The 25,322-nt window shown below is 71.9% G+C and carries 23 protein-coding genes; 10 read left to right on the forward strand and 13 right to left on the reverse strand.

Annotated elements, in window-relative coordinates; all coding sequences use genetic code 11:
- A partial coding sequence (locus tag ABZ297_RS32420; RefSeq protein WP_355354100.1) for an MFS transporter occupies positions 1–417 on the reverse strand: 417 nt, incomplete at its 3' end.
- A gap of 83 nt (positions 418–500) precedes the next feature.
- On the opposite strand from ABZ297_RS32420, the gene ABZ297_RS32425 reads away from it, so the two are divergent.
- The gene (locus ABZ297_RS32425) at positions 501–1,328 is read left to right on the forward strand and encodes a LysR family transcriptional regulator (protein WP_355354103.1); all 828 of its coding nucleotides are present in this window, start codon (positions 501–503) and stop codon (positions 1,326–1,328) included.
- Positions 1,329–1,334: 6 nt separating this feature from the next.
- On the opposite strand, the gene ABZ297_RS32430 is transcribed toward ABZ297_RS32425, so the two are convergent.
- Positions 1,335–2,369, reverse strand: a complete 1,035-nt coding sequence (locus ABZ297_RS32430; RefSeq protein WP_355354106.1) for a hypothetical protein — start codon at positions 2,367–2,369, stop codon at positions 1,335–1,337.
- A 56-nt stretch (positions 2,370–2,425) separates the two neighbouring features.
- Entirely contained in the window at positions 2,426–5,365 is a 2,940-nt protein-coding gene (locus ABZ297_RS32435; RefSeq protein ID WP_355354109.1) for a bifunctional [glutamine synthetase] adenylyltransferase/[glutamine synthetase]-adenylyl-L-tyrosine phosphorylase, read from the reverse strand.
- A gap of 81 nt (positions 5,366–5,446) precedes the next feature.
- Between ABZ297_RS32435 and ABZ297_RS32440 the strand changes: the two genes are divergently transcribed.
- Positions 5,447–5,980, forward strand: a complete 534-nt coding sequence (locus tag ABZ297_RS32440) for an HXXEE domain-containing protein (RefSeq protein ID WP_355354112.1) — start codon at positions 5,447–5,449, stop codon at positions 5,978–5,980.
- 17 nt (positions 5,981–5,997) lie between these two features.
- Here ABZ297_RS32440 and ABZ297_RS32445 read toward each other — a convergent pair whose 3' ends face one another.
- Positions 5,998–6,678 (reverse strand): type 1 glutamine amidotransferase, encoded by a 681-nt coding sequence (locus ABZ297_RS32445; protein WP_355354115.1) that lies wholly within the window; start codon positions 6,676–6,678, stop codon positions 5,998–6,000.
- 135 nt (positions 6,679–6,813) lie between these two features.
- Here ABZ297_RS32445 and ABZ297_RS32450 point away from each other — a divergent pair, with 135 nt between their 5' ends.
- Together ABZ297_RS32450 and ABZ297_RS32455 are read left to right on the forward strand one after the other, a co-directional pair.
- On the forward strand, positions 6,814–7,059 hold the full coding sequence (locus tag ABZ297_RS32450; protein WP_355354118.1) for a hypothetical protein: 246 nt from the start codon (positions 6,814–6,816) through the stop codon (positions 7,057–7,059).
- A gap of 9 nt (positions 7,060–7,068) precedes the next feature.
- The gene (locus ABZ297_RS32455; protein WP_355354121.1) at positions 7,069–7,920 is read left to right on the forward strand and encodes an alpha/beta hydrolase; all 852 of its coding nucleotides are present in this window, start codon (positions 7,069–7,071) and stop codon (positions 7,918–7,920) included.
- 99 nt (positions 7,921–8,019) lie between these two features.
- Here the strand turns inward: ABZ297_RS32455 and ABZ297_RS32460 are convergent, their stop codons facing one another.
- Both ABZ297_RS32460 and glnA read right to left on the reverse strand, forming a co-directional pair.
- Positions 8,020–8,733 carry a hypothetical protein gene (locus ABZ297_RS32460; RefSeq protein WP_355354124.1) on the reverse strand — a complete coding sequence of 238 codons (714 nt, stop codon included), beginning with the start codon at positions 8,731–8,733 and terminating at the stop codon, positions 8,020–8,022.
- 398 nt (positions 8,734–9,131) lie between these two features.
- Positions 9,132–10,493, reverse strand: coding sequence for a type I glutamate--ammonia ligase (glnA, locus tag ABZ297_RS32465; RefSeq protein WP_355354127.1), 1,362 nt, complete (start codon positions 10,491–10,493; stop codon positions 9,132–9,134).
- Between the two features lie 151 nt (positions 10,494–10,644).
- On the opposite strand from glnA, the gene ABZ297_RS32470 reads away from it, so the two are divergent.
- Both ABZ297_RS32470 and ABZ297_RS32475 read left to right on the forward strand, forming a co-directional pair.
- Positions 10,645–11,190: a hypothetical protein gene (locus ABZ297_RS32470; RefSeq protein WP_355354129.1), complete on the forward strand. Its 546-nt coding sequence runs from the start codon at positions 10,645–10,647 to the stop codon at positions 11,188–11,190.
- 8 nt (positions 11,191–11,198) lie between these two features.
- On the forward strand, positions 11,199–12,167 hold the full coding sequence (locus ABZ297_RS32475) for a terpene synthase family protein (RefSeq protein WP_355354131.1): 969 nt from the start codon (positions 11,199–11,201) through the stop codon (positions 12,165–12,167).
- A gap of 252 nt (positions 12,168–12,419) precedes the next feature.
- Here the strand turns inward: ABZ297_RS32475 and ABZ297_RS32480 are convergent, their stop codons facing one another.
- Together ABZ297_RS32480 and ABZ297_RS32485 are read right to left on the reverse strand one after the other, a co-directional pair.
- Positions 12,420–13,361: a class I SAM-dependent methyltransferase gene (locus ABZ297_RS32480; RefSeq protein WP_355354133.1), complete on the reverse strand. Its 942-nt coding sequence runs from the start codon at positions 13,359–13,361 to the stop codon at positions 12,420–12,422.
- Positions 13,362–13,490: 129 nt separating this feature from the next.
- On the reverse strand, positions 13,491–14,456 hold the full coding sequence (locus ABZ297_RS32485; protein WP_355354136.1) for a DUF5937 family protein: 966 nt from the start codon (positions 14,454–14,456) through the stop codon (positions 13,491–13,493).
- 59 nt (positions 14,457–14,515) lie between these two features.
- Between ABZ297_RS32485 and ABZ297_RS32490 the strand changes: the two genes are divergently transcribed.
- The 4 genes from ABZ297_RS32490 (at position 14,516) to ABZ297_RS32505 (ending at position 19,137) form a co-directional block, all read left to right on the forward strand.
- Complete coding sequence (locus tag ABZ297_RS32490) at positions 14,516–15,724, forward strand: MFS transporter (protein ID WP_355354139.1); 1,209 nt, start codon at positions 14,516–14,518, stop codon at positions 15,722–15,724.
- 123 nt (positions 15,725–15,847) lie between these two features.
- Positions 15,848–17,020, forward strand: a complete 1,173-nt coding sequence (locus ABZ297_RS32495; RefSeq protein WP_355354142.1) for a BTAD domain-containing putative transcriptional regulator — start codon at positions 15,848–15,850, stop codon at positions 17,018–17,020.
- A 101-nt stretch (positions 17,021–17,121) separates the two neighbouring features.
- A complete protein-coding gene (locus ABZ297_RS32500; RefSeq protein WP_355354145.1) occupies positions 17,122–17,310 on the forward strand; it encodes a LuxR C-terminal-related transcriptional regulator in 189 nt (62 codons plus the stop codon).
- A gap of 54 nt (positions 17,311–17,364) precedes the next feature.
- Positions 17,365–19,137 (forward strand): NAD+ synthase, encoded by a 1,773-nt coding sequence (locus ABZ297_RS32505; protein WP_355354148.1) that lies wholly within the window; start codon positions 17,365–17,367, stop codon positions 19,135–19,137.
- Positions 19,138–19,155: 18 nt separating this feature from the next.
- On the opposite strand, the gene ABZ297_RS32510 is transcribed toward ABZ297_RS32505, so the two are convergent.
- From ABZ297_RS32510 to ABZ297_RS32530, 5 genes are all read right to left on the reverse strand, one after another.
- Entirely contained in the window at positions 19,156–20,376 is a 1,221-nt protein-coding gene (locus tag ABZ297_RS32510) for a hypothetical protein (RefSeq protein WP_355354151.1), read from the reverse strand.
- Positions 20,373–20,759, reverse strand: coding sequence for a hypothetical protein (locus ABZ297_RS32515; protein ID WP_355354154.1), 387 nt, complete (start codon positions 20,757–20,759; stop codon positions 20,373–20,375). The genes ABZ297_RS32510 and ABZ297_RS32515 overlap by 4 nt, the downstream gene beginning before the upstream one ends.
- Complete coding sequence (locus tag ABZ297_RS32520) at positions 20,756–22,918, reverse strand: right-handed parallel beta-helix repeat-containing protein (protein WP_355354157.1); 2,163 nt, start codon at positions 22,916–22,918, stop codon at positions 20,756–20,758. Before ABZ297_RS32520 ends, ABZ297_RS32515 begins: the two co-directional genes overlap by 4 nt.
- A 137-nt stretch (positions 22,919–23,055) precedes the next feature.
- Positions 23,056–23,658, reverse strand: coding sequence for a TetR/AcrR family transcriptional regulator (locus ABZ297_RS32525; RefSeq protein ID WP_355354160.1), 603 nt, complete (start codon positions 23,656–23,658; stop codon positions 23,056–23,058).
- 7 nt (positions 23,659–23,665) lie between these two features.
- Positions 23,666–25,216 (reverse strand): MFS transporter, encoded by a 1,551-nt coding sequence (locus ABZ297_RS32530; protein WP_355354163.1) that lies wholly within the window; start codon positions 25,214–25,216, stop codon positions 23,666–23,668.
- Positions 25,217–25,322: the final 106 nt, after the last annotated feature.

Genomic DNA, 25,322 nt, shown 5'->3' on the forward strand with positions numbered 1-25,322 from the left:
CGTGACCGCCGCCCACACGCCGGTCGCGCGGGCCCGCTCGGCGGCACCGGGGTAGAGGTGGGCGATCAGGCCGAGCGAGCCGCCCAGGCAGAGCGCGCCCGCCACGCCCAGCAGCGCGCGCAGCACCACGAGCACGTCCAGCAGCGGTGACGCGGCGCTGAGCAGCGAGATCAGGCCGAAGGCCGCGACCCCGGCCTTGAACACCCTGGCCGCGCCGTACCGGTCGGCGACCGCGCCGCCGGTGAGCAGCGACGCGGCGAAGGCGACCGTGTAGGCGTTCACCGCCCACTGCTGGCCGGCCAGCGTGCCGCCGAGGCTCGCCCGCAGGTCCGGCAGGGCGATGGTGAGGACGGTGGTGTCAAGCAGCACGAGGAAGTAGGCGAGGCTGAGCCCGAGGAGCCGCCGGGGAGAGTTCATGCCCGCCAGGTTGCTGTCCGGGCCTCCTGACGCTCAACAGGCCGGACCGGAGGGGGCGTTCGGGAGAGCCGTATGCTCTTCGGATGGAGCTGCGTCAGTTGCGGGGGTTTGTGGCGGTTGCCGGGGCTGGCACGGTCACCGCGGCCGCGAACGTGCTCGGGCTGGCGCCCGCGTCCGTGTCGGAGCAGGTGCGCAGGCTGGAGCACGGGCTTGGGGTGACGCTGTTCGAGCGCACCCCGCAGGGCATGCGGCTCACCGCCCAGGGCACGGCGCTGCTCAGCCGGGCGCAGGGCCTGCTCGACCACGCGGACGAGGTGCGGCGGGCCGTCACCGGTGAGCAGCGGCGCGTCACGCTGGGCGCGCTGGAGACCCTGGCAGCGACCCGGCTGCCCGGCGTGCTGCGCCGCCTGTCGGAGCGCCGTCCCGACCTCGACGTCGACGTCCGCACGCTGCAGAGGCGGGAGCTGCTGGCCGAGGTGGCGGACGGCACGCTGGACGCGGCCCTGCTGCTCGACGCCGGCGCCCGCGTCGGCGCGCTCGGCTTCACGCCGCCTCCCGACCTGGCCTTCCTGGACGTGGACGAGGTCGCCCTGTCCCTGGTCGCGGCCCCCGGCTGTGCCGACAGCCCCCTGCTGGTGACCACGCCCGAGTGCTCGATCAGGATGGCGGTGGAGCAGACGTTCGGCGCGGACGTCCCGCGCAGGGAGCTGACCAGCCTGTCCACCGCCCGCGAGTGGGCCAGGCAGGGCCTGGGCCGCTCGCTGCTGCCGGACTTCGCGCTGGGCTCCGACGTGGAGTCGGGTGCGCTGGTGCGACTGGACTCCGACGCACCCAGCCTGGCGCTGCGGCTGGTTTGGCTGCGCGGACGCGAGCAGTCGCTGCGCGACGTGCTCTACGCGATGAGCGCCTGAAGCTCCTCAGCGCCGGGACTTGATCCCGGTGATGCGCCGGAACAGGTCCCACCAGAACGGCGCGCCGAACAGCAGCGCCACGTACGTCAACAGGTAGCCGGGCCAGTGGCTGAGCGTGGTGACGCGGCTCCACCAGAGGCCGCCGTTCCAGTGGACGCTCGGGTCGCCGTCGGCCGGGATCGTCACGCTGACCAGCGCGTGGTCGAACATCCTGACCAGGGCGGGCTGGCTGAGCGTGTCGGTCATGCAGGCGACCGGGTCGCTCTGCTCGCAGCGCTCCTTGAGCTCGTTGTACGCGTCGGGCCCCGATCCGGCCACGGCGGTGACGGACGCCCTGAACGCGTTGTCCAGCAGCAGCGTCTTGCCATACTCCAGGCCGTCCATCGTGAACAGCAGCGTGACGAACAGGCCGAGCACGGCGACGACCCACTTCACGTACCTCTTGTAGAGCATCGACAGGCGCTGCATCTCGCCGTCGAACCAGCTCTCGACGCCCTGCCTGAAGCGGTCCAGGTCGCGTTGCGCGGCCTCCCAGGCACCCTTGAGGTGGCCGTAGAGGGGGCTCTTCATCGCCTTGAGCTTCTCCAGCAGGGCCTCGACCCCGCCGTCCTCACCGGCCGCCATCTCCATCACGGCGCCGGCGAACCGGCCGGGGGGCAGGTTCGCGATGCTGGTGCGGCCGGTCTTGGGGTGGTCGATCTCGCGGACCCGCTGGTAGAGCAGGTTCGTCATGGCGTCCTCGGCCTTGTTCTCGTGCGCGGGCACCTCCGCCTCGACCGGGGCGGGCTGGTCGCTGTGCGCGGGACGCGGGTCGCGGGCGAACGGCAGCGCCGTGAACACCTCCCGCACGGTGGCCGGCAGCCACGACCTGCCCTTGGCGTCGGCACCGTCCATGGTGTCGCGCAGGTACGCCCACAGGAACTTGCTACGGATCGACAGCAGCCAGACGACCGCCTCGTTCACCCCGCTGACCAGCAGCGAGAGCAGCAGGAACGAGATCACCAGGCCGAGCGCGAGGTCGACGTAGACGGATAACACCATTGATCACCCCGCGCCTTGATACACCCGCCGGCCCGCCCGCCGCAACGCCCGGCGGGTCAGGAGCCGTAGAAGACCCGGTCCACCACCTGGCGGGCGCGCCGGGTGACGCGGCGGTAGTCGTCGAGGAAGTCTTCGGAGCCGTCGAGCGGGTAGCCGAGCGTCTGGGCGATCAGCCGGCGTTCCCTGGCGACCCCCGGGACGCTGTCGCCGGGGCGGCCCTTCACCAGCATGATCGCGTCTCTGATGCGGGAGACGAAGCGCCACGCCTCCCCCAGCACCACCTCGTCGGGCGCCGCGAGCAGGCCCTCGCGCTCCGCCGCGCGCAGCGCGTCCAGGGTGCGGGTGGTGCGCAGCGACGTGACGGAGCCCGCGAAGCGCAGCTGCAGGAGCTGCGCCACCCACTCCACGTCGGACAGGCCGCCGGGGCCGAGCTTGGTGTGCAGGGCGGGGTCGGCGCCTCTGGGCAGGCGCTCGGCCTCCATGCGGGCCTTCAGCCGCCTGATCTCGCGGACGGAGTCGTCGGGCAGCCCGGCCGCAGGGTACCGGAGCTCGTCGATCATCGACACGAAGGCGCTGCCCAGCTCGGGGTCTCCGGCCGAGAAACGGGCCCGCAGGAGCGCCTGCGACTCCCACGGCGACGACCAGCGCGCGTAGTAGGCGCGGTAGGAGGCCAGGGTGCGCACGAGCGGCCCTTGGCGGCCCTCGGGACGCAGGTCCGGGTCGATGAGCAGCGGCGGATCGGGCGCGGGCAGGGAGAGCAGCCGCCTCAGCTCGTTGGCGATCGCGAACGCGGCCCGGGTGGCGTCGTCCTCCGCGGCGCCGGGCTCGGGCGAGTGGACGAACATGACGTCCGCGTCGCTGGCGTAGGACGACTCCAGGCCGCCCAGCCGCCCCATGGCGATCACCGCGAACCGGGTCGGCAGGTCGGCGCCCAGCTCGGCACGGACCTTGCTCGCCGCGGCGTCCAGCGCCGCCTGGATCGTGATGTCGTTCAGCGACGACAGCGCCACCCCGACCCGCTCTATATCGACAAGTCCGGAAATGTCGGCGACGGCGATGCGGAACAGCTCACGCCTGCGCAGCGCGCGCACGGACGCGACCGCCGTCTCCGCGTCGCCGCCGTGCCGCGACACCGCCGCCGACGCCTCCCCGCGCAGCGACTCGGCCGAGCGCGCCGCGAGGTCCTCGTCGGAGCCCAGCAGGGCGACCGCCTCGGGGGCGTGCATGAGCAGCCCGGTGGCGTAACGGCTGGAGCCGAGGACGCGGGCCATCCGCGCCGCCACCGCCGTCTCGTCGCGCAGCAGCCGCAGGTACCAGGGCGTGGCCCCGAGCTTGTCGCTGACCTGGCGGAAGCCGAGCAGCCCGGCGTCGGGGTCGGGCGTGTCGGCGAACCAGCCGAGCATGACGGGCAGCAGGGTCCGCTGGATCGCGGCCCGCCTGGACACGCCGGTCGTCAGCGCCGCGAGGTGGCGCAGCGCGCCGTTGGGATCGACGTAACCGAGCGCCTGCAGCCTGGCCACCGCCGCCGTGGTGGACAGCCGCGCCTCGGTGTCGGGAAGCCTGGCCACCGCCTGCAGCAGCGGCCGGTAGAACAGCTTCTCGTGCAGCCGCCGCGCCTCCATGGCGTGCCGCCGCCAGCGGGCGGTGAACTCCCCCACGGGGTCGGTGTGCATGCCGAGCGCCCGTCCGAGCCTGCGCAGGTCGTCGGCGCCGGACGGCAGGACGTGGGTACGGCGCAGCCGGTGCAGCTGGAGCAGGTGCTCGACCTTCCGCAGGAACGCGTACGCCTCGGCCATACCGCGAGAGTCGTCGCGGCCCACGTAGCCACCGCGCGAGAGCGCCGCCAGCGCGGGCAGCGTGGCCCGGCGGCGCAGCAGCGGGTCCAGCCGGCCGTGCACGAGCTGGAGCAGCTGCACCGCGAACTCGATGTCGCGCAGCCCGCCGGGGCCCAGCTTGATCTGCCGCTCTCCCTCGGCGCGCACGTGCGCCTCCACGCGGCGGCGCATGGCCTGGACGTCCTCGACGAAGTTCTCCCTGGTGGCGGCCGACCAGACCAGCTCGTTGACCGCCTCGACGTAGGCCGCGCCCAGCTCCATGTCGCCCGCCACCGGACGGGCCTTCAGCAGCGCCTGGAACTCCCAGGTCTTGGCCCAGCGCCGGTAGTAGGCCAGGTGGCTGGCCAGGGTCCGGACCAGCGGGCCCGACCGCCCCTCCGGACGCAGCCCGGCGTCGACCTCCCACAGCGAGCCCTCGGAGGTGGCGGTCGAGCAGGCGCGCATCATGGCCTGGGCGAGCCGGGTGGCGGCGCGCAGCGCCTTGGTCTCGTCGGCGCCGTCGCGCGGCTCGGCGACGAAGATCACGTCCACGTCGCTGATGTAGTTCAGCTCGCGCGCGCCGCACTTGCCCATGCCGATCACCGCGAGCCGGACGTCGTCGGAGCCGGTCTCGGCCCGTGCGATGGCGAGCGCCGCCTCCAGCGCGGCGCCCGCGAGGTCGGACAGCTCCGAGGTGACCTCCCCGAGCGTCGCCTCGCCGTTGAGGTCGCGCGCCGCCAGGTGCAGCAGCCGTCCGCGGTAGGCGATGCGCAGGGCCACGAGGGCGTCGGGCGCCTGCGCCCGGGGCTCCGCCGCGGCGGGGTCCGCGCCGACCGCGCGCAGCAGCTCGGCGCGCGCCTCCCCGAGCTCGGGGACGGCCAGCAGGCCGACCTGGCCGGGATGGCGCACCAGGTGCTCGCCCAGGGTGTCGCTCACGCCGAGCACGGCGAGCAGCCTGGCGTTCAGCCGCTCGTCGGCGCGCAGCAGGGCGGGGACTCCGGGGTCGCGCTCGGCCAGCCGGGTCAGCGAGGCCAGCGCCAGGTCGGGATCGGCCACGTCCACCAGTCCTTCGAGGAGGTCGTCAAGCTCCACCCCTGACTGGCGCACCAGGTGCGCCGCACGCGCGCCGTCGGCGAAGCCGAGCTTGGCCAGCCGTGCGGCGGTGGACTCGATCCTTGGCACCCCTCCATCTTGACAGCCCTCCGGGGATATACCGAAGATTAAAACGCAACGTTGCGTTGCTTTTTCTGTGGGAGGCTGACGATGGAGAAGGTTCCGGCGACGGTGACGTGGGGGTTGCTCGCGGCCTGGGCCGTGCACGACGCGGAGGAACTGGCGACCATGGCACGGTGGACGCGCACCGCCCGGCCGCGGCTGGAGCAGCGGTATCCGACGGTGCCGTGGGAGCGGTTCGAACTGTCGCAGAAGCAGGTGAACGTGGCGCTGGGGCTGATGGCCGGGGTGATGGCGGGGGCGTCGGCGCTGGGGGCGCGCAGTGGCGGGCGCAGCCCGCTCTTCCAGTCGGTGCTGGCGGCGTTCGGGGTGCACGGCGCCGTCCACCTGGCACAGGCCGCCGTGTGGCGGGGCTACACGCCCGGCGTCCTGACGGCCCCGGTGGTGGTGATCCCGTTCTCGGTGTGGGCCTGGCGGCGGCTCAAGGCGGCAGGCGTCCCCACCAGGACGGGCCCGACGACCCTGGCGTCCCTGGCAGCCTTCCCCCTCGTGACGGGCGCCGTCCACGCCCTCGCCCGCATCCTGGCCACCCCCAGACGCCACCGCCCCAAGCACCCCGCCTGACGGGCCGTCAGGCCCTCCTACCGCGCGGCCGCTTTGACGACCTCGCCGAACGCCTCCACCACCGGGCTCCAGGTGGCGACGAGCGTGGTCTCAGCGCTCTTGACCGCCGCGATGAGCTCCTCGGCCGTCTCCAGGCCCGAGTCATCGGCCCAGGACGTGAAGATCTCCGGCGTCGCCTCGGGATGGAACTGCACCGCCCACGCGGTCTCCCCCAGGCGGTAGCCCTGGTTCGGGTACGGGGAGCCGGTCATCAGCGGCACCGCGCCCTCCGGCAGCCGCGTCATCACGTCCTGGTGGAACTGGACGGCCACCGCCGTCCCGACGTCCGAGAAGAGCCGGTCGGAGGCGGCTGCGGGCAGCGCGACCACCTCGCAGGCGCCGACCTCCAGCCCGTCGGCGCCCCGCCCGACGGCGCCGCCGAGGGCCATCGTCAGCAGCTGCGCCCCCAGGCAGATGGCGAGCGTGGGCGTGCCCTCCTCGACGGACCTGCGCAGCAGGTCGCGGGTGGCGGGCAGCCAGGGGCAGCGCTCGTCCTCCCACGCGGCCGCCTCGCCACCGAGGACGATCAGCCCGTCGGCCGCGCGCGAGGGCACCGGCTCACCCAGATACGGCCGGACGACCTCGCAGGACGGCGCCAGCCAGCGCTCGAGGTACCCCGGCCCGGCCCCGGCCTCGTGCTCGATCACGGTAATTCGCATGAGCGTAATTATCCGGAACTTTCGCCCGAAAATGCGCATCAAACCGCCCATGGAAGCGCTGCTCGACGGGGACCCCAGCACCTGAGCCCGGACGGGCGGCTGGCGGCCGCCGGCGGCCTCGCAGGCATCACGGTCGTGGACACCGGCTCGCGGCGCGCGGCGGCGGAGCTGGTGCCCGGCGGCGAACTGGAGTCCTTCGAGACGAGTTTCCTGACGTTCAGCCCGGACGGCTCGAAGCCGGCCGCCGGGATGCGGGCCGTCGACGACGGCGCATCGGACTTCGCGCTGGGCGTCTGGGACTGGAAGAGCGGACGCCCGCTGAGCCCCGCCGAGTGGCGCGGCTACGTCACGGGGGTGCCCTATCTGAAGGTGTGTCCGTAAGCTCCGGCTATGAGAGTTGAGGATGTCGACGGCCTGCGGATCGCCACCTTCGGCGCCGGGCCACGGGTGATCATCGCGGTCCACGGGATCTCCGCCTCCCTGATGGCCTGGGCCGCTGTGGCGCGGCGGCTGCCCGACGGGTGGTCGCTGGTCGCGATGGACCTGGCCGGCCGGGGGCACAGTGCCGCGCTGCCCGGCCCGTACGGGCTGCCCAGGCACGCCGAGGACGTCCTGCGCGTCGCCGACCACGTGGGCGCCGGGTCCGAGGCGGTGTTGACCGGGCACTCCATGGGCGCGTACGTCGCGGCGCTGGCCGCGGCCGAGCGGGACTTCGCCCGGGTCGTGCTGGTCGACGGCGGCCTGCCCATGCCGCTGCCCGCCAGCGCGGACCCCGACGAGGTGCTGGCGGCCACGCTGGGCCCCGCCCTGGCCCGGCTCGCCCAGACGTTCGCCACTCCCGAGGAGTACGTCGCCTTCTTCAAGGCGCACCCGGCCTTCGCGAACGCCTGGAGCGACGACGTCGAGGCGTACGTCCGGTACGACCTGACCGGGCCGGACGGCGCGCTGCGCTCACGCGCGGCCGGGGAGGCGGTGCGCGAGGACGGCCGCTGGCTGCTCGTCGAGTCCGGCAGGATCGGGGCCGCGCTGGCCTCGATCAAGTCCCCGCTCTCCCTGCTCAGGGCCCCGCGCGGGCTGCTCGACCAGAACGTCGGCATGCTGCCCGACGCCCTGGCCGCCGAGTGGACGGCCCGGCTTCCGCACCTGGCCGACGAACTGGTCCCCGACTGCAACCACTACACGATCCTCTTCGCCGAACGCTGCGCGTCCCTCGTGGCCGAGAGGCTCACCTCGGCGCGCTGATCAGCGCGACTCGTCCCGGCGACATCGGCTGGTCCGGGAAGGCGGACGGCCCCTCGTTCTCCCGGTGGGAGCGCGAGGGGCCGTCCGTGCGTGAGCGGGTCAGCGTGCAGCGATCCAGGTGGCACGGGCCGCGGCCACCAGGGTGCCGTTGAGGTCGTAGATGGCGCTCTCGCCGAACAGCTTGCGGCCCTCACGGCCGGTGGCGCGGGCCACCACGGAGTAGGCGCCGCCCGGGTAGACGCGCCCGTGGATCTGCACGGCCAGCCGTCCGAGCAGGGCCGACTCGCCGGGCTTGAAGTGCGCCCAGCCGGTGATGCAGTCGAGCGCCGCGCCCACGATCGAGGCGGGGACACCGTCCTCGTCGGCCACCGTGAACGGCACCCGCCACCCGGCGGCCACCAGGTCGGTGCCCTCGACCGGGCCCGGGAAGACGCGCAGGCCGTCGCCGGGCTCGCGCAGCCCGCAGGCGAAGCACTCGGGGAAGGCGTGGCCCTGCCAGCCAGGGAACCCGCTCTCTGCGCGGGCGGCGTCGGTGAACGGGACGAAGTCGGGGGCCGTCAGGTCCTCGGCCACCGGGAACGCCTCGACGAGCAGCCTCTCGCCGTCGGACAGGGTGACCGTGTTGCCGACGTGCTCCAGGCACAACTCGGTTTCCAGGGGGGTGGGCGCGTGCAGCGTGACCTCGACCGGTGATCGGTTGCCGTTGAGCGCGTCGGCCATGGTGCCGGCTATCCAGCCGCCGTTGGCGACCCCGGCAGGGCCACGGAAGCGCTCGGGAACGGTCAACACGGTCTGCAGGGCAGCCGTCGTCATGCCACACCCTCCCATATCGCCACATGAGGCGAGAAGTCCGAAAATCTAGATAAAAAACAGCCCGATTTTACCGGACATGCGGGAACGGCAGCGCCCAGGGGGTGCCGGTTCGGTGCCACGCCCGCAGACATAACGCCACCAATAGGGCCGAAACTTCCCGCCGCCGTCCGGTGTGGCAGCGTCGCTCGCGCCCGGCCCGCCCGTGCCGTTCTCGGCCCGGCGGACCCGGCCCCGCAAGGCGCCGCAGCCGGGCGGCGCGCCCGGCATCTCCGTACGATATGGGCCGCACTTTGCGTGCACGTTACTAACGCGCAGAAGTGACATTGATCACGTCACCCAGCGAGGGCAAGGTGAGGCGGATCACCACGACCCGGTGAGGGGCCGGACAGGTCGGAACGTCAGAGAACCGGGAGGTAGCGGCCCAGCTCGAACTCCGTCACCTGGCGGCGGTACTCGCGCCACTCCGAACGCTTGTTGCGCAGGAAGAAGTCGAAGACCTGCTCCCCCAGCGTCTCGGCCGCGAGCTCGCTCTGCTCCATGACGCCGATCGCCTCGTCCAGCGACTGCGGCAGCGGGCGGATGCCGAGGGCTCGGCGTTCCGCGCTGGTCAACGTCCAGACGTTGTCCTCGGCCGCCGGCGGGAGCTCGTAGCCCTCCTCGATGCCCTTCAGCCCCGCCGCGAGGATCAGCGCGAAGGCCAGGTACGGGTTGCAGGCCGAGTCGAGGGAGCGGAACTCGATGCGCGTCGAGCCGCCCTTGTGCGGCTTGTACATCGGCACCCGCACCAGGGCCGAGCGGTTGTTGTGGCCCCAGCAGATGTACGAGGGGGCCTCGCCGCCCTGGCCCGCGATGGCCTCGGCGCCGCCCCACAGCCGCTTGTAGGAGTTCACCCACTGGTTGGTGATGGCCGTGATCTCGGCGGCGTGCCTGAGCAGCCCCGCGATGAACGAGCGGCCGATCTTGGACAGCTGGTAGTCGGCTCCGGCCTCGTAGAAGGCGTTCCTGTCGCCCTCGAACAGCGACATGTGCGTGTGCATGCCCGAGCCCGGGTGCTCGGTGAAGGGCTTGGGCATGAAGGACGCCCAGATGCCCTGCTCCAGCGCCACCTCCTTCATCACGAGCCGGAAGGTCATGATGTTGTCGGCGGTGGTGAGCGCGTCGGCGTAGCGCAGGTCGATCTCCTGCTGGCCGGGCGCGCCCTCGTGGTGGCTGAACTCGACCGAGATGCCCATCGACTCCAGCATCATGATCGCCTGGCGGCGGAAGTCGTGGCCGGAGCTGTGCGGCGTGTGGTCGAAGTAGCCGCCGGAGTCGATCGGCTCGGGCCGCTCCCCGGGCTCGGGGCGGTTCTTCAGCAGGAAGAACTCGATCTCGGGGTGGGTGTAGAAGGTGAAGCCCATGTCGGCGCACTTGGCGAGCGTGCGCTTGAGCACCCAGCGCGGGTCGGCGTGCGACGGCGACCCGTCGGGCATCAGGATGTCGCAGAAGATGCGCGCGGCCCCAGGGGTCTCGCTGCGCCACGGCAGGATCTGGAACGTCGACGGGTCGGGCTTGGCCAGCATGTCGGCCTCGTAGACGCGGGCGAAGCCCTCGATGGCCGAGCCGTCGAAGCCGATGCCCTCGGCGAAGGCGCCCTCGAGTTCGGCGGGGGCGATCGCCACCGACTTGAGGAAACCCAGCACGTCCGTGAACCAGAGCCGGATGAACCGGATGTCGCGTTCCTCGAGCGTGCGGAGCACGAACTCCTGCTGGCGGTCCAAAGCATCCCCTAGTGGTGACAGTGCTGGTCTCCTATCAGGATGCCGTGTCCGTGTTTCGCACAGGTTACGACGGGTGCCGGTGCGAGCCTCGCTGACAAAGCGTCCGGCCGGACCTAATGTGATCACTCAGTCAGTCTCGGGGGAGGCATTGGTGGCTATCGACCTGCTCAATCACAAGCTCGATCGAGCCTTCGACCACATCGACGCCAGCGGCAACGGCGTGGTCGAGCGTGAAGACCTGCTGGGGCTGGGCGCCCGCATCCTGGTGGGATTCGGGGAGTCCCCGACCTCGAGGGCCGGCAGCGGCCTGGTCGACAGCTTCGACGGCATCTGGGCCACCCTGACCGCCGCGCTCGACCGCGACGCCGACGCCCGGTTCTCGCGGGAGGACTTCCGGATCGCGATGACGTCCGCGTTCGTCAAGGGCGACCGGTACGAGCCGGTGTTCAAGCCCGCCACCGTGACAGTGGCCGAGCTCTGCGACCACGACGGCGACGGCCTGATCGGGCCGGGCGAGTTCCGTACCCTGCTGAGCGCGTTCGGCACCGCCTACGACGACGTGGACGAGGCGTTCGACCGGCTCGACCGCAGCGGCAGGGGCGCGCTCACCCGCGACGAGCTGGTCCTGGCCGCCTGGCAGTTCTACGCCTGCGACGACCCGAACGCCGCCGGCAACTGGCTCTTCGGTCCGCTGTGAGCACCGACGTGATCGCCACCGTGAGGTCGGCGCTGCGGTCGGTGCTCGGCTGGAAGCCGCTGCTGCCGGCGCCGCGCAGGGGCGGCAGCCCGGCGGAGGCGCTGCTGCCGCTCACCGAGCGGGTGCCCGCGATGGCGACGACGTGCCGCATGCATCCGTCCGTCTACGCGATCGAGGCGGCCGTCATCGACTGGGCGCGCCGCACGGGGCTGAACGCCGATCCGGGCGTCGGCTTCCACCGGATGGCCGGGCGGGCGTTCGCCGAGTTCGACGCCGCCGCCGCAGCCCTGTTCGCGCAGTGGCTGACCTGGCTGTTCCACCTGGACGACGAGCTCGATGAGGGGTCGTGCCCGCTGAGCGTGTTCCAGGGCCTGCTGGAGGGCGCCTCGGACCATCCGCTGGAGGCGGCGTTCGCCGACCTGTGGCGGGTGACGTCCGCGCGGATGAGCGACCAGTGGCGGGCCCGCTTCGCGGTGAACCTGAAGCGCCAGCACGACGCCTGCCGCACGGAGGCGGAGAACCGGGCGGCGGGCCGGGTGCCGTCGCTGGCCGAGTACCCGTCGCTGCGCAGGGCGACGGTCGGCCCCTACCTGTACGACCTGGTGGAGCCGTGCCTGCGGGTGGAGGTCCCGCCGTGGCTGCACCAGAGCGAGCCGTGGCAGGCGCTGGTCGACGCGTGCAACGACGTCAACGCCTGGTGCAACGACGTGGCGTCCAGGCCGAAGGAGCGCGGCGACACGCACAACCTGGTGGTGGTCGCCTCGCACCAGCTCCGCCTGGACGAGCGCCAGGCCACCGCCTGGGTGCTCGACCGGATCGCCGAGCGCTGCCACGACATGCAGCGGGCCGTCAGGCGGCTGCCGCTCGACGCGCTGGCGCCCAAGGCGGCCAGGGACGTGAGCAAGGTCGCCTGCGCCTACCTGGCCGCGCCGCGCGCACACCTGGACTGGCTGCTGGAGTCCACCCGCTACACGTGATGGACGTGAGTGGCCGCGAGACCACGCTCGTCTCGCGGCCGAGTTCGGCGACCGGACTGCCCGGCCGGGCCCCGGTGGGCGCACAGGCCGGCGCTCGCGCCGCGAAAGCGCGAACAGCGCCCTTCAGGGGCGGCCTACCACCGCTGTCGCAAAGTCGTCTGCTGTATTCCACATGCCACCGGCGATTCGCCCGCCCGTCCGGCGGGCGAATCCGGGCCCCAGCGCCACACTCGGCAGCGGATAACGGAGTGCTCATGCGCGCGGCGCACCGGACGCGGCGGCCGAACGGACGAAGACGAATTCGTTGCAGCCGAAACCACCCTGGCAGGTCTTCAGGAAGCGCAACTCGAAGTCGCGCTCCCGGATAAAGGCGAAGATCTGCTCGGGCGTGGCCACCTCGAACGGGAAACCCCCGACCCAGTCGACGAGGTCATGGCGAGCGGACATCCCCCGGTCCCGGGCAGCCGGCACCGGATGACCGCACACCCGTTTCACGGCCCTGGCCACAACCCCCCGAGAGTCGAGGTACACGCCACTGGCCAGCACGAGCGCACGCCGTCCGATCGGGTCCGAACGCACATAGCGCTGTTTCACCCGCCACCACAGCCGGCTCGCCAGGCCTTGATCGTTGTAGATGGCGATGAACATCAGCCCACCCGGCGCGACCAGCGCCGAGGTGGCGCCGATGGCCTGCCACATCGCGCCGGTGTGGTGCAGAACCCCCCACGAATACACGATGTCGTGGGGGCCGAGACCGCTGATGTAGGCGTTGTCGAGAATCGAGCCCTGTTCCACCTGCCAGTCACTGTCCGGCGCGAACCTCCGCCGCAGCTCCGCCGTGGCGGCGACCGACTGGGGGTCGTAGTCGAAGGAGCGGACCCTCGCGCCGAGCCGGTGGGCGGCGAGCGAGAACAGGCCGCTTCCGCAGCCGATGTCGAGGAACGAACGACCGCTGAGATCGCCGACTCCCAGCGCCCGGGTCAGCGACTCCTGAGCCTGCGCGACTCGCGGCTCGTCCACCAGGTTGAGATACTCGAGCCAGTTGTCGCCGAACGCGAAACGGCCTCCGTTCACCTGCTCGGCGGATTTCATCTGCATTTCGCGGTTCCACTCCCCTGTGCTGTGCCGCCGCGAATCATGGAAGCGGGAACCAACGAAGCGGCGCGTTCTTTCCGTTGCGAGATCATCGGCCATGCTATGGAGATCATCAGTTTGTGACGATGACGATTGGCATATGGCGGCGAAAGATACGGCCAATGTTCATCACAGTGACGTCGGCCTTCGTTCCCGGCATGACGAACAGGACATTCGTCCGCGAGCGGGTCAGGCCGAGTTGCTCGCCAGGGCGTCGCCGATGGGGGTGCGCCGGTAGACGACCTGCTTGCCGACGCGCATGCCCACGGCCAGCCCGCCGTCGCTGAGCACGCCGAGGTGCTGGCTGACCGCGCCGGGCGTGAGCGACATGCGCCCGGCCAGCGCGGTGGTGGTGCTGGGCTCGGCGAGCGCCAGCAAGATCTGCGCCCTGCTCCTGCCGAGCAGCGCCGACAGCGCGGCGGGGGCGGGCGGCGGCCCCTGCTCCCAGAGCGTCCCGACACCCTGTACCGGATAGACCAGCATCGACTGGTACGGCGGCGACATCACAGCCACCGACGGCCAGTAGAACGCGCTGGGCACCAGCACCAGCCCGTCGCCGTGCAGCTCGCTGACGAGGCACCAGGGCCGGTCGACGTACAGGTGCTCGCCGGTCCACTTCACGGCCGGGTCGAGCCCGGCGAACAGCTCGTGGGCGCCGCCCTGGGCGAGCTGCCGCGACCTGCGCAGCACGTCCCGTTCCAGCAGGCCGTAGACGCGCGGCCAGAACTCGGCGAAGCACGTCTCCCAGTACGCCTCCAGCGCGTCGGCCACCCTGGCGACGCCCGCCACCGGGTCGGAGATGAACCGGGCGAGGACCGCCGGGTCGGAGCCCGCCAGATTGCGCGCCTCGACGAGGGCACGTTCGGGACTGGCGCGCCGGACCTGGTCGAGCTCGGCGGCGAAGTCGGGCAGCGGCGTGTCGGGCGGCGGGGTGACGAAGTCGGCGAAGTAGCCGGTGGGCGGGACGAGCGCGAACAGCTCGGCGAGGTCGAGCCCGGCCAGCCGGGGGCGGACGCACTTGATCCACGGCAGGTGGATGGACTGCCTGGCCGGGCCCTGAAGCGTGCGCAGGCTGGCGACCAGCTCCCACAGGGGCGAGAAGGCGAACCTGATGCGGGCGACATCCTCGGGCTTCATCGTCCAGATCACGGTCATTCGTTTTAGTGTGCACTAAATCGTTCGCGGGGTAAATGGCGGATCGTCACCCTTCTGGGGTGACAACGATCGCCCCTGAGAAGCCCTCGTTCCTGCAGTCGAAGATCGGCGGGCTGCCCCGGCCCTTCTGGGCGCTGTGGAGCGGCACCCTGGTGAACCGCCTGGGCACCATGGTCATGCCGTTCACCGGCGTCTATCTGACCCAGGCCCGCGGCCTGCCGGTGGCGGCGGCCGGGCTGGTGATGGCCGTCTTCGGCGCGGGATCGCTGTTCTCGCAGCTGCTGGCCGGGGTGCTCGCCGACAGGGTGGGCCGCCGTGCCACGCTGACGGGCGGCATGCTGGCCACCGCGGCGGCGATGGTGGCGCTGGGCTACAGCACGTCGCTGCCCGCGATCACGGCGGTCATGTTCGTGCTGGGCCTGGTGATCGACGCCTATCGTCCCGCGTCCAACGCGCTGGTGGCCGACCTAGTGTCGCCGGCCGAGCGGCCCAAGGCGTACGGGCTGCTGTTCTGGGCGGTCAACCTCGGTTACGCGGTCGGCATGACGGGGGGCGGCTGGCTGGCGCAGCTCGGGTTCGGCTGGCTGTTCTGGATCGACGCGATCTCCAGCGTGGCCTTCGGCGTCCTGGTCTGGCGGGCCGTGCCCGAGACCCGGCCGGTCGCCAGGGAGAGCACGGGCGGGTTCGGCGTGGTGCTGCGCGACCGGCTGATGATCGGCTTCACGTTGGTCGTCCTGGGCAACGCGCTGATGTACCTGCAGACCGTGACCATGCTGCCCGTCGCCATGACCAAGCTGGTGGGGCTGACGACCGGGCAGTACGGGCTGGCCATGGCGCTGAACGGGGTGCTGATCGTCGTCGTCCAGCCGCTGGTGTCCAACTGGCTGGGCCGCAGGGACGCGTCCAGGACGTTCGCGCTGGGGCTGGCCGTGATGGGCGCCGGCTTCGCGCTGACCGCCTTCGTCACCACGACGTTCTGGCTGGCTGTCACGATCGTCGTGTGGACGGCCGGAGAGATCGTCACGGCCGGCATCGCGGGCACGGTCCTCGCCTCGCTCGCCCCCGCCCACCTGCGCGGCAGGTACTCGGGGCTGTTCGGGTTCGCCTGGTCGCTCGCCTCGATGCTGGCGCCGCTGGCCGGCAGCGCGCTCCTGGAGTTCGGGCGGGAGGCGCTCTGGTTCACGATCGGCGGCGTGGGCCTGGTCTCCGCCGCCGGCATGCTCGCGCTCGGCCCGGCGATCAGGCGGCGTTCGGCGGACGACCTCTGACGGGAGCGACACGGCGGGCCTCGTCCGGTGGCGCCCCTCGGTGCCGGCGTGTCGGGCGGCCCGCCCCCTGTGAACAAATGCCATGTACCGGACGCCCGCTCCGGCTCTACGCTTACGCCTGCCATGCTCACCTTCACCATGCTCGGACCGTTCCAGGTCCGCGACGACGGCGTCCCCCTCGACCTCGGCGGCCGGCGCCAGCAGGCCGTGCTCGCGCGGCTGCTCGTGGCCGGCGGCCGGGCCGTCCCCATCGCCACGCTCATCGACGAGCTGTGGCCGGGAACGCCGCCCGCGCAGGCGCTGTCCACGATCCAGGGGTATGTGTCCCGGCTGCGGCGCGCACTGGAACCCGGCAGGGCGCCGCGTGAGCAGGCCGAGGTGCTGGTCTCCGCGCCGCCCGGGTACGCGTTGCGGGCCGCCGCCGGGCAGGTGGACGCGTGGCGGTTCGAGAGCCTGGTGAAGGGCGAGGGCGGGCCCGCCGAGGTGTGGGAGGCGACGGAGTCGGCGCTGGCGCTGTGGCGCGGGCCCGCGCTGGCGGGGTTCGCCGACCTGGCCTGGGCCGCCACCGAGGCGGGCAGGCTGGAGGAGCTGCGGCTGGTCGCCGTGGAACGCCGCGCCGGCGCCGGGCTGCCGCTGGGCAGGGCCGCCGCGCTGGTGCCCGACCTGGAGGCGCACGCCACGGCGTCCCCGCTGCGCGAGGAGGCCTGGCGGCTGCTGGCGCTCGCCCTCTACCGGACGGGGCGCCAGGGCGACGCGCTGGCCGCCCTGCGCAGGGCCCGCGCCCACTGGCGCGACGAGCTGGGCCTCGACCTGACCAGCGGCCTGCGACGCCTCGAAGCCGACATGCTCGCCCAGCGGCTCCCGGAGCCGGCGGGCGCCGGGACGCGACCGGCGCCCGGCGCCCCCTCCTCAGCCGGATCGGGGGTGTTGCGGGTGCTCGTGGCCGACGACCAGGCGCTGGTGCGGGCCGGGTTACGGGCCGTGCTGGACGGCGAGCCGGGGCTGGAGCTCGCCGCGGAGGCGGGCGACGGCGAGGAAGCGATCGCGGCGGCCCGCGCGTCCCGGCCGGACGTGGCGCTCCTCGACATCCAGATGCCGCGCCTCGACGGGCTGGCTGCGGCGCGGCGGATCCTGGCCGAGCCCCGCCCGCCCAAGGTGATCGTGATGACCACGTTCGGCAGCGACGAGAATCTGTACGCGGCGCTGCGAGCGGGCGTGAGCGGATTCGTGCTGAAAACGTCCCCGCCGGAGCAGCTGGTGGCCGCGATCAGCGCGCCGCCGCGGGCGACGCGCTGATCGACCCGGCCGTCACCACCCGGCTGATCTCGGCGTTCGCGGGCAGTCACGACCCCGGCTCGCCCCCGGCGCTGGCCGGGCTGTCCGACGCCCGGCTCGACGTGCTGAAACTGGTCGCGCGGGGGCTCACCAACCAGCAGATCGCCGGCACCCTCGCCCTGACGGAGCAGGCGGTGTCCGTCGCCGTCGCGGCCCTGCTCGAACATCTGGGGCTGGTCGAGCGGGCGCAGCTGGTCGTGGCCGCCTACGAGTCCGGCCTGGTGACACCTGGGACGGTCACGCAGCAATAAGCACCACTTTTCGTCGCTTTGAAGATAAAAATCAGGCCGTACTAGGCTGTTCGCGTGGCACAACTGCGCATTGCCCTGGCCCAGACGAACGCGACCGTAGGCGATCTGTCCGCCAACGCCGACAAGCTGGTGACCTGGACCCGCGACGCCGCCGAACACGGCGCCCACCTGGTCGTCTTCACCGAGATGTTCCTCACCGGCTACCCCGTCGAGGACCTGGTGCTCCGCACGTCCTTCGTGGACGCCAGCATCCGGACGCTGGAGGAGACGGCGGCCCGGCTGGTGACGGAGGGGCTCGGCGAGCTGCCGGTGGTCGTCGGCTACGTCGACCGGGCCGGTCTCGCGCCGCGCGTCGGCCAGCCCAAGGGGGCGCCGCTCGACGCCGCCGCGCTGCTGTACCGGGGTGAGGTGGTCACCCGCACGGCCAAGCACCACCTGCCGAACTACGGGGTGTTCGACGAGTACCGCTACTTCGTGCGCGGCGACCGGCTGCCGATCTTCCGGCTGCACGGCGTGGACGTCGCGATCGCGGTCTGCGAGGACCTGTGGCAGGAGGGCGGCCCCGTGGCCGTGGTCGGCCGGGCCGGGGCCGGGCTGCTTGTGGTGCCGAACGCGTCGCCGTACGAGAAGGAGAAGGACGACGTCCGCCTGGAGCTGTGCGCGCGCAGGGCGCGCGAGGCGGGCTGCGCGCTCGTCTACGTGAACCAGGTCGGCGGGCAGGACGAGCTGGTGTTCGACGGCGACTCCATCGTGGTGGACGCGGCGGGTGAGCTGGTGGCGCGGGCCGGGCAGTTCAAGGACGAGCTGCTGGTGGTCGACCTGGACCTGCCGACCTCCTCCGCTGAGACCGGGACTTTCCCGTACGACATGGGCGACGGGTCCACGATCACCGTGGACCGGTTCGAGCTGTCGTCCGAGCCGGTCGAGCCGTACCCGCCGCAGCCCGCGCGCATCGCGGCGCGGCTGGACCTGTACGGCGAGGTGTACGCGGCGCTGGTGCTCGCGGTGCGCGACTACGTCGCCAAGAACGGGTTCGAGTCGGTGATCCTCGGGCTGTCGGGCGGCATCGACTCGGCGCTGACCGCGACGATCGCCGCCGACGCGATCGGCCCGTCGCGGGTGCACGGGGTGCTGATGCCCTCGCGCTACACCTCCGACCACTCGGTGGGCGACGCCGAGGAGCTGGTGCGCAGGCAGGGCCTGCACGCGCGGATCGTGCCGATCTCCGACATCGTCGACGCCTTCGAGAAGGAGATCGAGCTGTCCGGGCTGGCGGCGGAGAACCTGCAGGCCCGGGTGCGCGGCATGATCCTGATGGGGCTGTCGAACGAGCATGGGCACCTGGTGCTCACCACCGGCAACAAGAGCGAGCTCGCGACCGGCTACTCGACGCTGTACGGCGACTCCGCGGGCGGCTTCGCGCCGATCAAGGACGTGCCGAAGACGATGGTGTGGGAGCTGTCGCGGTGGCGCAACTCGCACCGCGACCCGGCGTTCCTGCTCGACGTCGACCGGCCGATCCCGGAGAACTCGATCTCCAAGGAGCCTAGCGCCGAGCTCCGGCCCGACCAGCGTGACACCGACTCGCTGCCGCCGTACGAGGTGCTGGACCGGCTGCTCGACGACTACGTGGAGAAGGACATGGGCTCGCAGGAGCTCATCGCGGCCGGCCACGACCCGGCGCTGGTGACGCGCATCATCCGGCTGGTGGACCTGGCCGAGTACAAGCGCAGGCAGTACCCGCCGGGCCCGAAGATCACGCCGAAGAACTTCGGCCGCGACCGCCGCCTGCCCATCACCAACCGGTGGCGCGAGACCACCGGCTAGGTGTACTGACCACAGAGGTCAGGCCGCGAACAGCAGCGTCAGCCCGCCGAGGGTGTAGCAGACCATCAGCACGAACAGCGGGATCTGCCCCGCGACGGCCCTGGCGGGCGGCAGCAGCCGGACGGAACGGTCGTGCGCGGCCACCACGCCCACGACGTGCCCGGCCACGATGGCCACCACCTGGACGGTGGCGATCGTCGCCGGGCCCACCGCGTCCTGGTTCACCTCGGCGTCGAGGCCGAACGACAAAATGACCGCCCGCTGGCCCTCGAAGACGAGGAGCGAGAAGTAGTGGGCGATCAGGTAGCCGATCGCGATCGGCACCAGCGAGTGGGCGAACCGCGGCGCCAGCCCCCTGGCGCCGCCGATCAGCCCGGCCAGCCACAGGCACGCCCCGTACAGCGCCGCCACCGCCGCGACGGCCGCCAGCAGGCCGAGCGTGCCCAGGCCGGTGTGACCGAGCGGGCCGGACTGCAGCGCGTCCACCCAGATCGGGGCCGAGGAGAAGCCGTCGTAGCCGGTGCTGCCGAGCAGCACGCAGACGGTGGCGACCAGGCCCGGGGCGGGCTGGACGGCGTCCAGGCCGTCGAACGGGCTGCGCAGGACGATCCTGCCGTCGGCGCGCCTGCCGAGCGGCGACAGGTGGCCGACCAGGGTCGAGTAGACCTCGAACGGGTCGCCGCGCTCCAGCCAGGCGTGCCCGTACCTGAGGGTCCCCGTCACCTGCGCGGCGGCGTACAGGGCGGCGAAGGCCATCAGCGTGCCGGTGGCGGCGGGCTCGGGGGCGACCAGCTCCATCCAGGTGAAGGCCAGCAGGCCCGCGGCGGCGGGCCAGTAGCCCAGCCGCCGGGGCAGCGGGCGGCGCGGCCGGTCCGGGAGCAGCCGGAACGGGTTGAGCAGTCGCCAGACCGGCCCGAACAGCAGCGACGCCGGCACCAGCCCGACCCAGAACAGCACGTACACCAGGTAGGGGGCGGCGTTGCCCTCCTCCGGCCCCGCCACCAGCCAGCCGAGCGTGTACACGGCGGCCACGAGGGTGAGCACCCGCAAGGGGCGGGCGGGCAGGCGCAGGGCGAGCACCCGTCCGGCGCGGTCGCCGCGGAACCGGGAGTCGGCCCACAGCAGGCCGAGCGCCAGGAACGACACCACCAGCGCAGCGAACGCGCCCGCATAGGCGTAGAACAGCGGGATCGGCAGGTCGCTCCGGCTTCCGACACCGTGCGCGAGCACCCCGCTCACCGCACCGCCAGCTGGGTCAGCACGAGCTTGGACTTATGCGTCTCCACCTCGAACACCCCGCTCAGCCCGGCCTTGAACCGGATCGTGACCGATCGCCCCGCCGGCAGCTCGGCTTCCAGGTCGTAGCCGTGGACGTGCAGCTCGTCCGGCACGTCGCTGGTGACCGTGATGCTGACCTGCTGCCCCTTGGCCGCCTCCAGCCAGCCGGACGGCGGGCTGACCCGTCCGGCGACGACGGCGATGTCCGTGTGCGCCTCCCCCGGCGCCGGGCTCGCCCCCGCCGTCGCCACCTCGTGGCTGTTGCCCGGGTTGTGGTGCGTCTGCGACAGCGGGCCGCAGCCCGCCGCCAGTACGCACGCCAGCAGCCAGCCCGCACGCCTCACGCGGGCACCTCCGCCTCACGCGGGCTCCGCTCGGCGGCCCCGCCGCGCCGGGGCGCGAGGACGACGACGGCGGCCAGCACCCACACCCCGGTGAGCAGCCCGCGGATCCAGCCCGGCCCGAGCGGGACGGCCGGGATCAGGTACACGGCCCGGTCGAAGGCGTCGGCGCAGGCCAGCAGGGCCAGAAGCATCGTGAACCAGCCGAACACCCGCCGGTCCGGCCGCAGCGCCACGCCCAGGCACAGCCACCAGGCGGCCATGAGGAGCAGGGCCGCCGCCGCGAGCGTCGTGCCGTCCACGACGGCCGCCACCACGTCCAGGGCCAGCCCGAGCAGCCCGGCCACGGTGCCGGCCACGACGATGCGATGCCTGCGCCGGAGGTCCGCCGCGAGCCGCGGGGCCGCGTCGTCGGCCGACGGATCACCGGCGCGCAGCCGGGGGTCCGCCGCGAGCTGCGGGGCCGCGTCGTCGGCCGACGGGTCACCGGCGCGCGGCCGTGCCAGTCTGCCTGACCGTCGCCAGAACAGGACCGCCAGCAGCGCCAGCACGAGCGAGCCGCCCAGCGCGAGCTGCGCCTCGACCTTGCCGAGCCCGGACGCGCCGAACCAGTCGCAGCCCGCGGGCAGGCGTGCTGTGGAGGCGCTGAAGTCGGCGCACAGGTAGAGCTTGACGATCTTCACCGGCTCGGCCAGCAACCGGCTCGACCCGCCGGACAGGGCGGGCGCCTCGGCCGCGCACACCGGCAGAACGGCCGGCGTGGACCTGCCCGCGTCCCCCTGCCAGCAGTTGCCCTCGCCCTGGCCGTCCCACCACACGTCCAGGGCGTTGGGACGCTTCTCCCCCGCCGGGCCGACGCCGAAGACGTTCCCCTCGTAGCGGTTGTAGTTGGACGTGTCGGCCTGCTTGGCCGGCGAGTTCTCACCCCTGATGAAGGCCGGGACGCCGAACAGGTGGAAGGCGGCCCTGTCGTGCCCCCAGACGCGGTTGCCCTTGAAGACGTTGTAGTTGCCGCCCGCGACCAGCAACCCCGTGCCCGGCGGCACGCCCACCTGGGAGCAGACCACGCCCTTTTCGTAGCCGCGCTCGGCGGGCGGCTTGGCGCAGGTGCCGTCCCTGGTGTAGCGGTAGTAGTCCTTGTTGTTGTCGTGGACGTCGTTGTTCTCGAACCTGGCGTGGTTCTGCGGCAGGCCGGGGTGGCTGGGCCAGAGGCTGTCCATCGTGGCGCCGACCATGTTGTCGTAGAACTCGTTGTCGTGGGCCCACACCGAGTCGCCCGCGGTGCCCGAGTAGCCGAGCGCGTTGTCGTGGCTCTTGCAGCGGCGGATCTCGATCGCGTACCTGGGCACGTCGTGGCCGCGGCCGTTGTTGATGTTGGAGGCGCTGCCCGGGTAGAGGCCGCCGTCGCCGTTGCCGTACGACTCGCAGTCGGTGTAGAGGCCGTGGTCGCTGGCGAAGGTGAGGAACCCGTACTCGTCGTTCCAGCGGGTGAGGACGTGGTCGATGACGAACCCGTCGGTCTCCAGGATGTAGAGCGAGTTGAACGTGGTGCGCTGCGCGGTGAAGTTCCGGAAATATACGCCGTTGGTGCGGTCTGCGCGGATGGCGTTGAGCTTGCGGTACTGGGCGTCCACGATCACGTCCAGGGGGCTCGCGCCGGTGCCCTCGATCTGGAGGTTCTGCTTGCCGAGAATCGCCACCAGGTTCTGGTTGTGCGGGCACTGCTGCTGTTGCTCGAAGGAGAGGATCTGGTAGCCCCAGGACGACCAGCGGGCGGGCAGCTTGGCGCAGTCGCCCGTGGGCGTCACCTGGCCGGGCTCCTCCTGGTAGAGGCCGGGCAGCATGGCGATGGTCAGCCCCGGTCTGTCGACCTTGTCGACGGCGTCCTGCAGGTTCCTGAAACCGCTCGCCTGGCACTTCGCGAACAGGCGGAGGTTGCGCTGCCGGAGCTCCGTGGGAAATGTCGCGATTCGACGCTCGAAGTCGGCTTTATCGGTCTTACAGACCAGCAGGTCCGGCTCGCCGGTCCGAGGGGCCGGGACACTCCCCCTCCCATCGGGCAGCGTCACCGGGCGCTCCTCGTGGGCTAACGCGGCGCTCGCGGGTAACAGCAGGCCCAAGGCCACGGAGACGACGATCGCGATCCTGCGTATGGGGGGCATGGCCGCGAGACTAGAGCAATGCTCATGTTCTGCCTAGGCCCTGAGGTGTCTTCACCCACGCGCAGGGGAGGGCGACCTTCGCCCTCCCCTTGAGACCCTCCCCTTGAGGCCCTCCCCTTGGGCACAGACCCGATGGGCTACGGCGCTATCCCGGTCATCACCGTGTCGACGAGGCGCTCGGCCAGATCGGGGGCGAGTTCACTGGGCTCGCCCCACTTCCTGAACATCATCATCGCCCCTGACAGGATGCGCATCACCATCTCGACGTCCAGGTCGGGCTTGAGCTCGCCGTTGGCGACACCGCGCGCGATCACGTCGCGCATCGCCTGCCGGCGCGGCTCGACGGCGGCCTTGAAGAAGCGCTCCATCAGCCGCGGGTAGCGGTCGGACTCGCTCATCGCGATGTTCATGACACAACGGGTGCGCGCCTGGTCAGCCTCGCCGCGCATCGCGTCGAGCAGCGTGATCAGGTCGTCGCGCACCGATTCGCCCTTGACCGGGGGCGGCGGCGCCTTGAGCGTCGCAAGAGCGTCGACGACGAGGTCCTCTTTGTTCGACCAGCGCCGGTAGATGGTCGTCTTGCCGACACCCGCCCTCGAGGCGATCGCCTCGATGGACAGCTCCGACACGCCCATGCCTTCGCCGATCAGGTCAAGAGTGGCCTCGATGATCGCCCTCTCCGCCTTCTCGCTACGTGGACGGCCCGCAGGGCGGGCGGTCGCCGTTTCCTGGATCGTCATCGCGGCCTCACACTACCGCTGGTTCCTTCGTTTCCGCCTGCTCGACCGGGCGCGGCTTGCCCGGCATCCACTTCGCCACCACCAGCACGCCGAGCAGCGCGATGACGGCCGACACCATGGCCGTGATGTGCATGCCGTGGATGAAGGCCTCGTAGGCGGGCTTGAGCAGCGCCACCCCCTGCTGGCCGAGCGCGTGCGCGGCCCCGACCGTCGCCATGATCGACTCACCGGCCGTGTGCTGCGCGCCCGCCGGCAGGCCCGACAGCGCGGGCGCGATCTCGCCGCGGTAGCTGGACGACAGCACCGAGCCGAGCACGGCCACGCCGAGCGCGCCGGCGACCTGGCGGACGGTGTTGCTCATGGCCGAGCCGACACCGGCCTTCTCCCTGGGCAGCGACTCCATGATCGCGGTGGTGGCGGGCGGCATGATGTTCGCCATCGCCGCGCCCTGGACGAAGAAGACCACCTCCATGAGCAGGACGGGGGTGTCCTGGTCGAAGAGGGAGTAGCTGGCGAGCGCCGCGGTGACCACGAGCATGCTGACCGTGGCCGACAGCTTGGCCCCGAACCGCTGGTTCACCCGCTGGCTGAGCGGCGCGAAGATCAGCTGCGCCGCGGCGAACGGGATCATCAGCGCGCCCGCCTGGACCGGGGTGAAGCCCTTGACGATCTGGATGTAGAAGGTCAGGAAGAACATCCCGCCCATCATCGCGAAGAAGACGATGCCCATCATGCCGATGGCCGAGGTGAACCGGACGTTGCCGAAGTTGCGCACGTCGAAGGCCGGGTGGTCGACGCGCCGCTCCCACCAGACGAACGCGGCCAGCACCGCGACACCGATCAGCGTCGGGACGAGCACCTCGGCGTTGGCCAGCGTGGCCAGCTCGCCGCCGCGGATGATGCCGTAGACCACGGCGACCAGGCCGATGATCGAGAGCAGCACGCCGACCGGGTCGAGCCTGGACGGCTTGGGGTCACGCGACTCGGGCACGATCGTCCCGATGAGCACCATGCTGATCACCACGATCGGCACGTTCACCAGGAAGACCGAGCCCCACCAGAAGTGCTCGATCAGCACCCCGCCGGTGATCGGGCCGACCGCCACCGCGAGGCCGACGCCACCGGCCCAGACGCCGATGGCCTTGCCACGCTCGCTGGGCGGGAAGACGTTGGAGATGATGGCCAGCGTGGCCGGCATGATCGCCGCGCCGCCGATGCCCATCGCCGCCCTGGCCAGGATCAGCTGCATCGGATCCTGGGCATAGGCGCTGGCGAGGGAGGCCAGGCCGAACAGCGCCATGCCGATGAAGAGCATCCGCTTGCGGCCGGTGCGGTCGCCGATCACGCCGAAGGTGAACAGCAACCCGGCGAACACCAGAGTGTAGGAGTTGATCGCCCACTCCAGCTGGCTCTGCGTCGCCCCCAGACCGACCTTCGGGTCGGCGATGGTCTTCATCGCCACGTTCAGGATCGTGTTGTCGAGCACGACCGCCAGCAGGCTGAACACCAGCACGCCGAGTATTCCCCAGCGGCGCGGGTGACCTGTGTTCGCATCCATGAATGCACCTTAATTTCGATACGCTTAAGTTTCGCAACGCCACCGTATCGCAAGGCATTCCGATACGCAACGGTGTCGTTTCGTAAGCTTCCGCCGCCAGGCTAGG

This window comes from Nonomuraea sp. NPDC005983, from assembly GCF_040614375.1.
In the GTDB taxonomy this organism is placed as follows: domain Bacteria; phylum Actinomycetota; class Actinomycetes; order Streptosporangiales; family Streptosporangiaceae; genus Nonomuraea.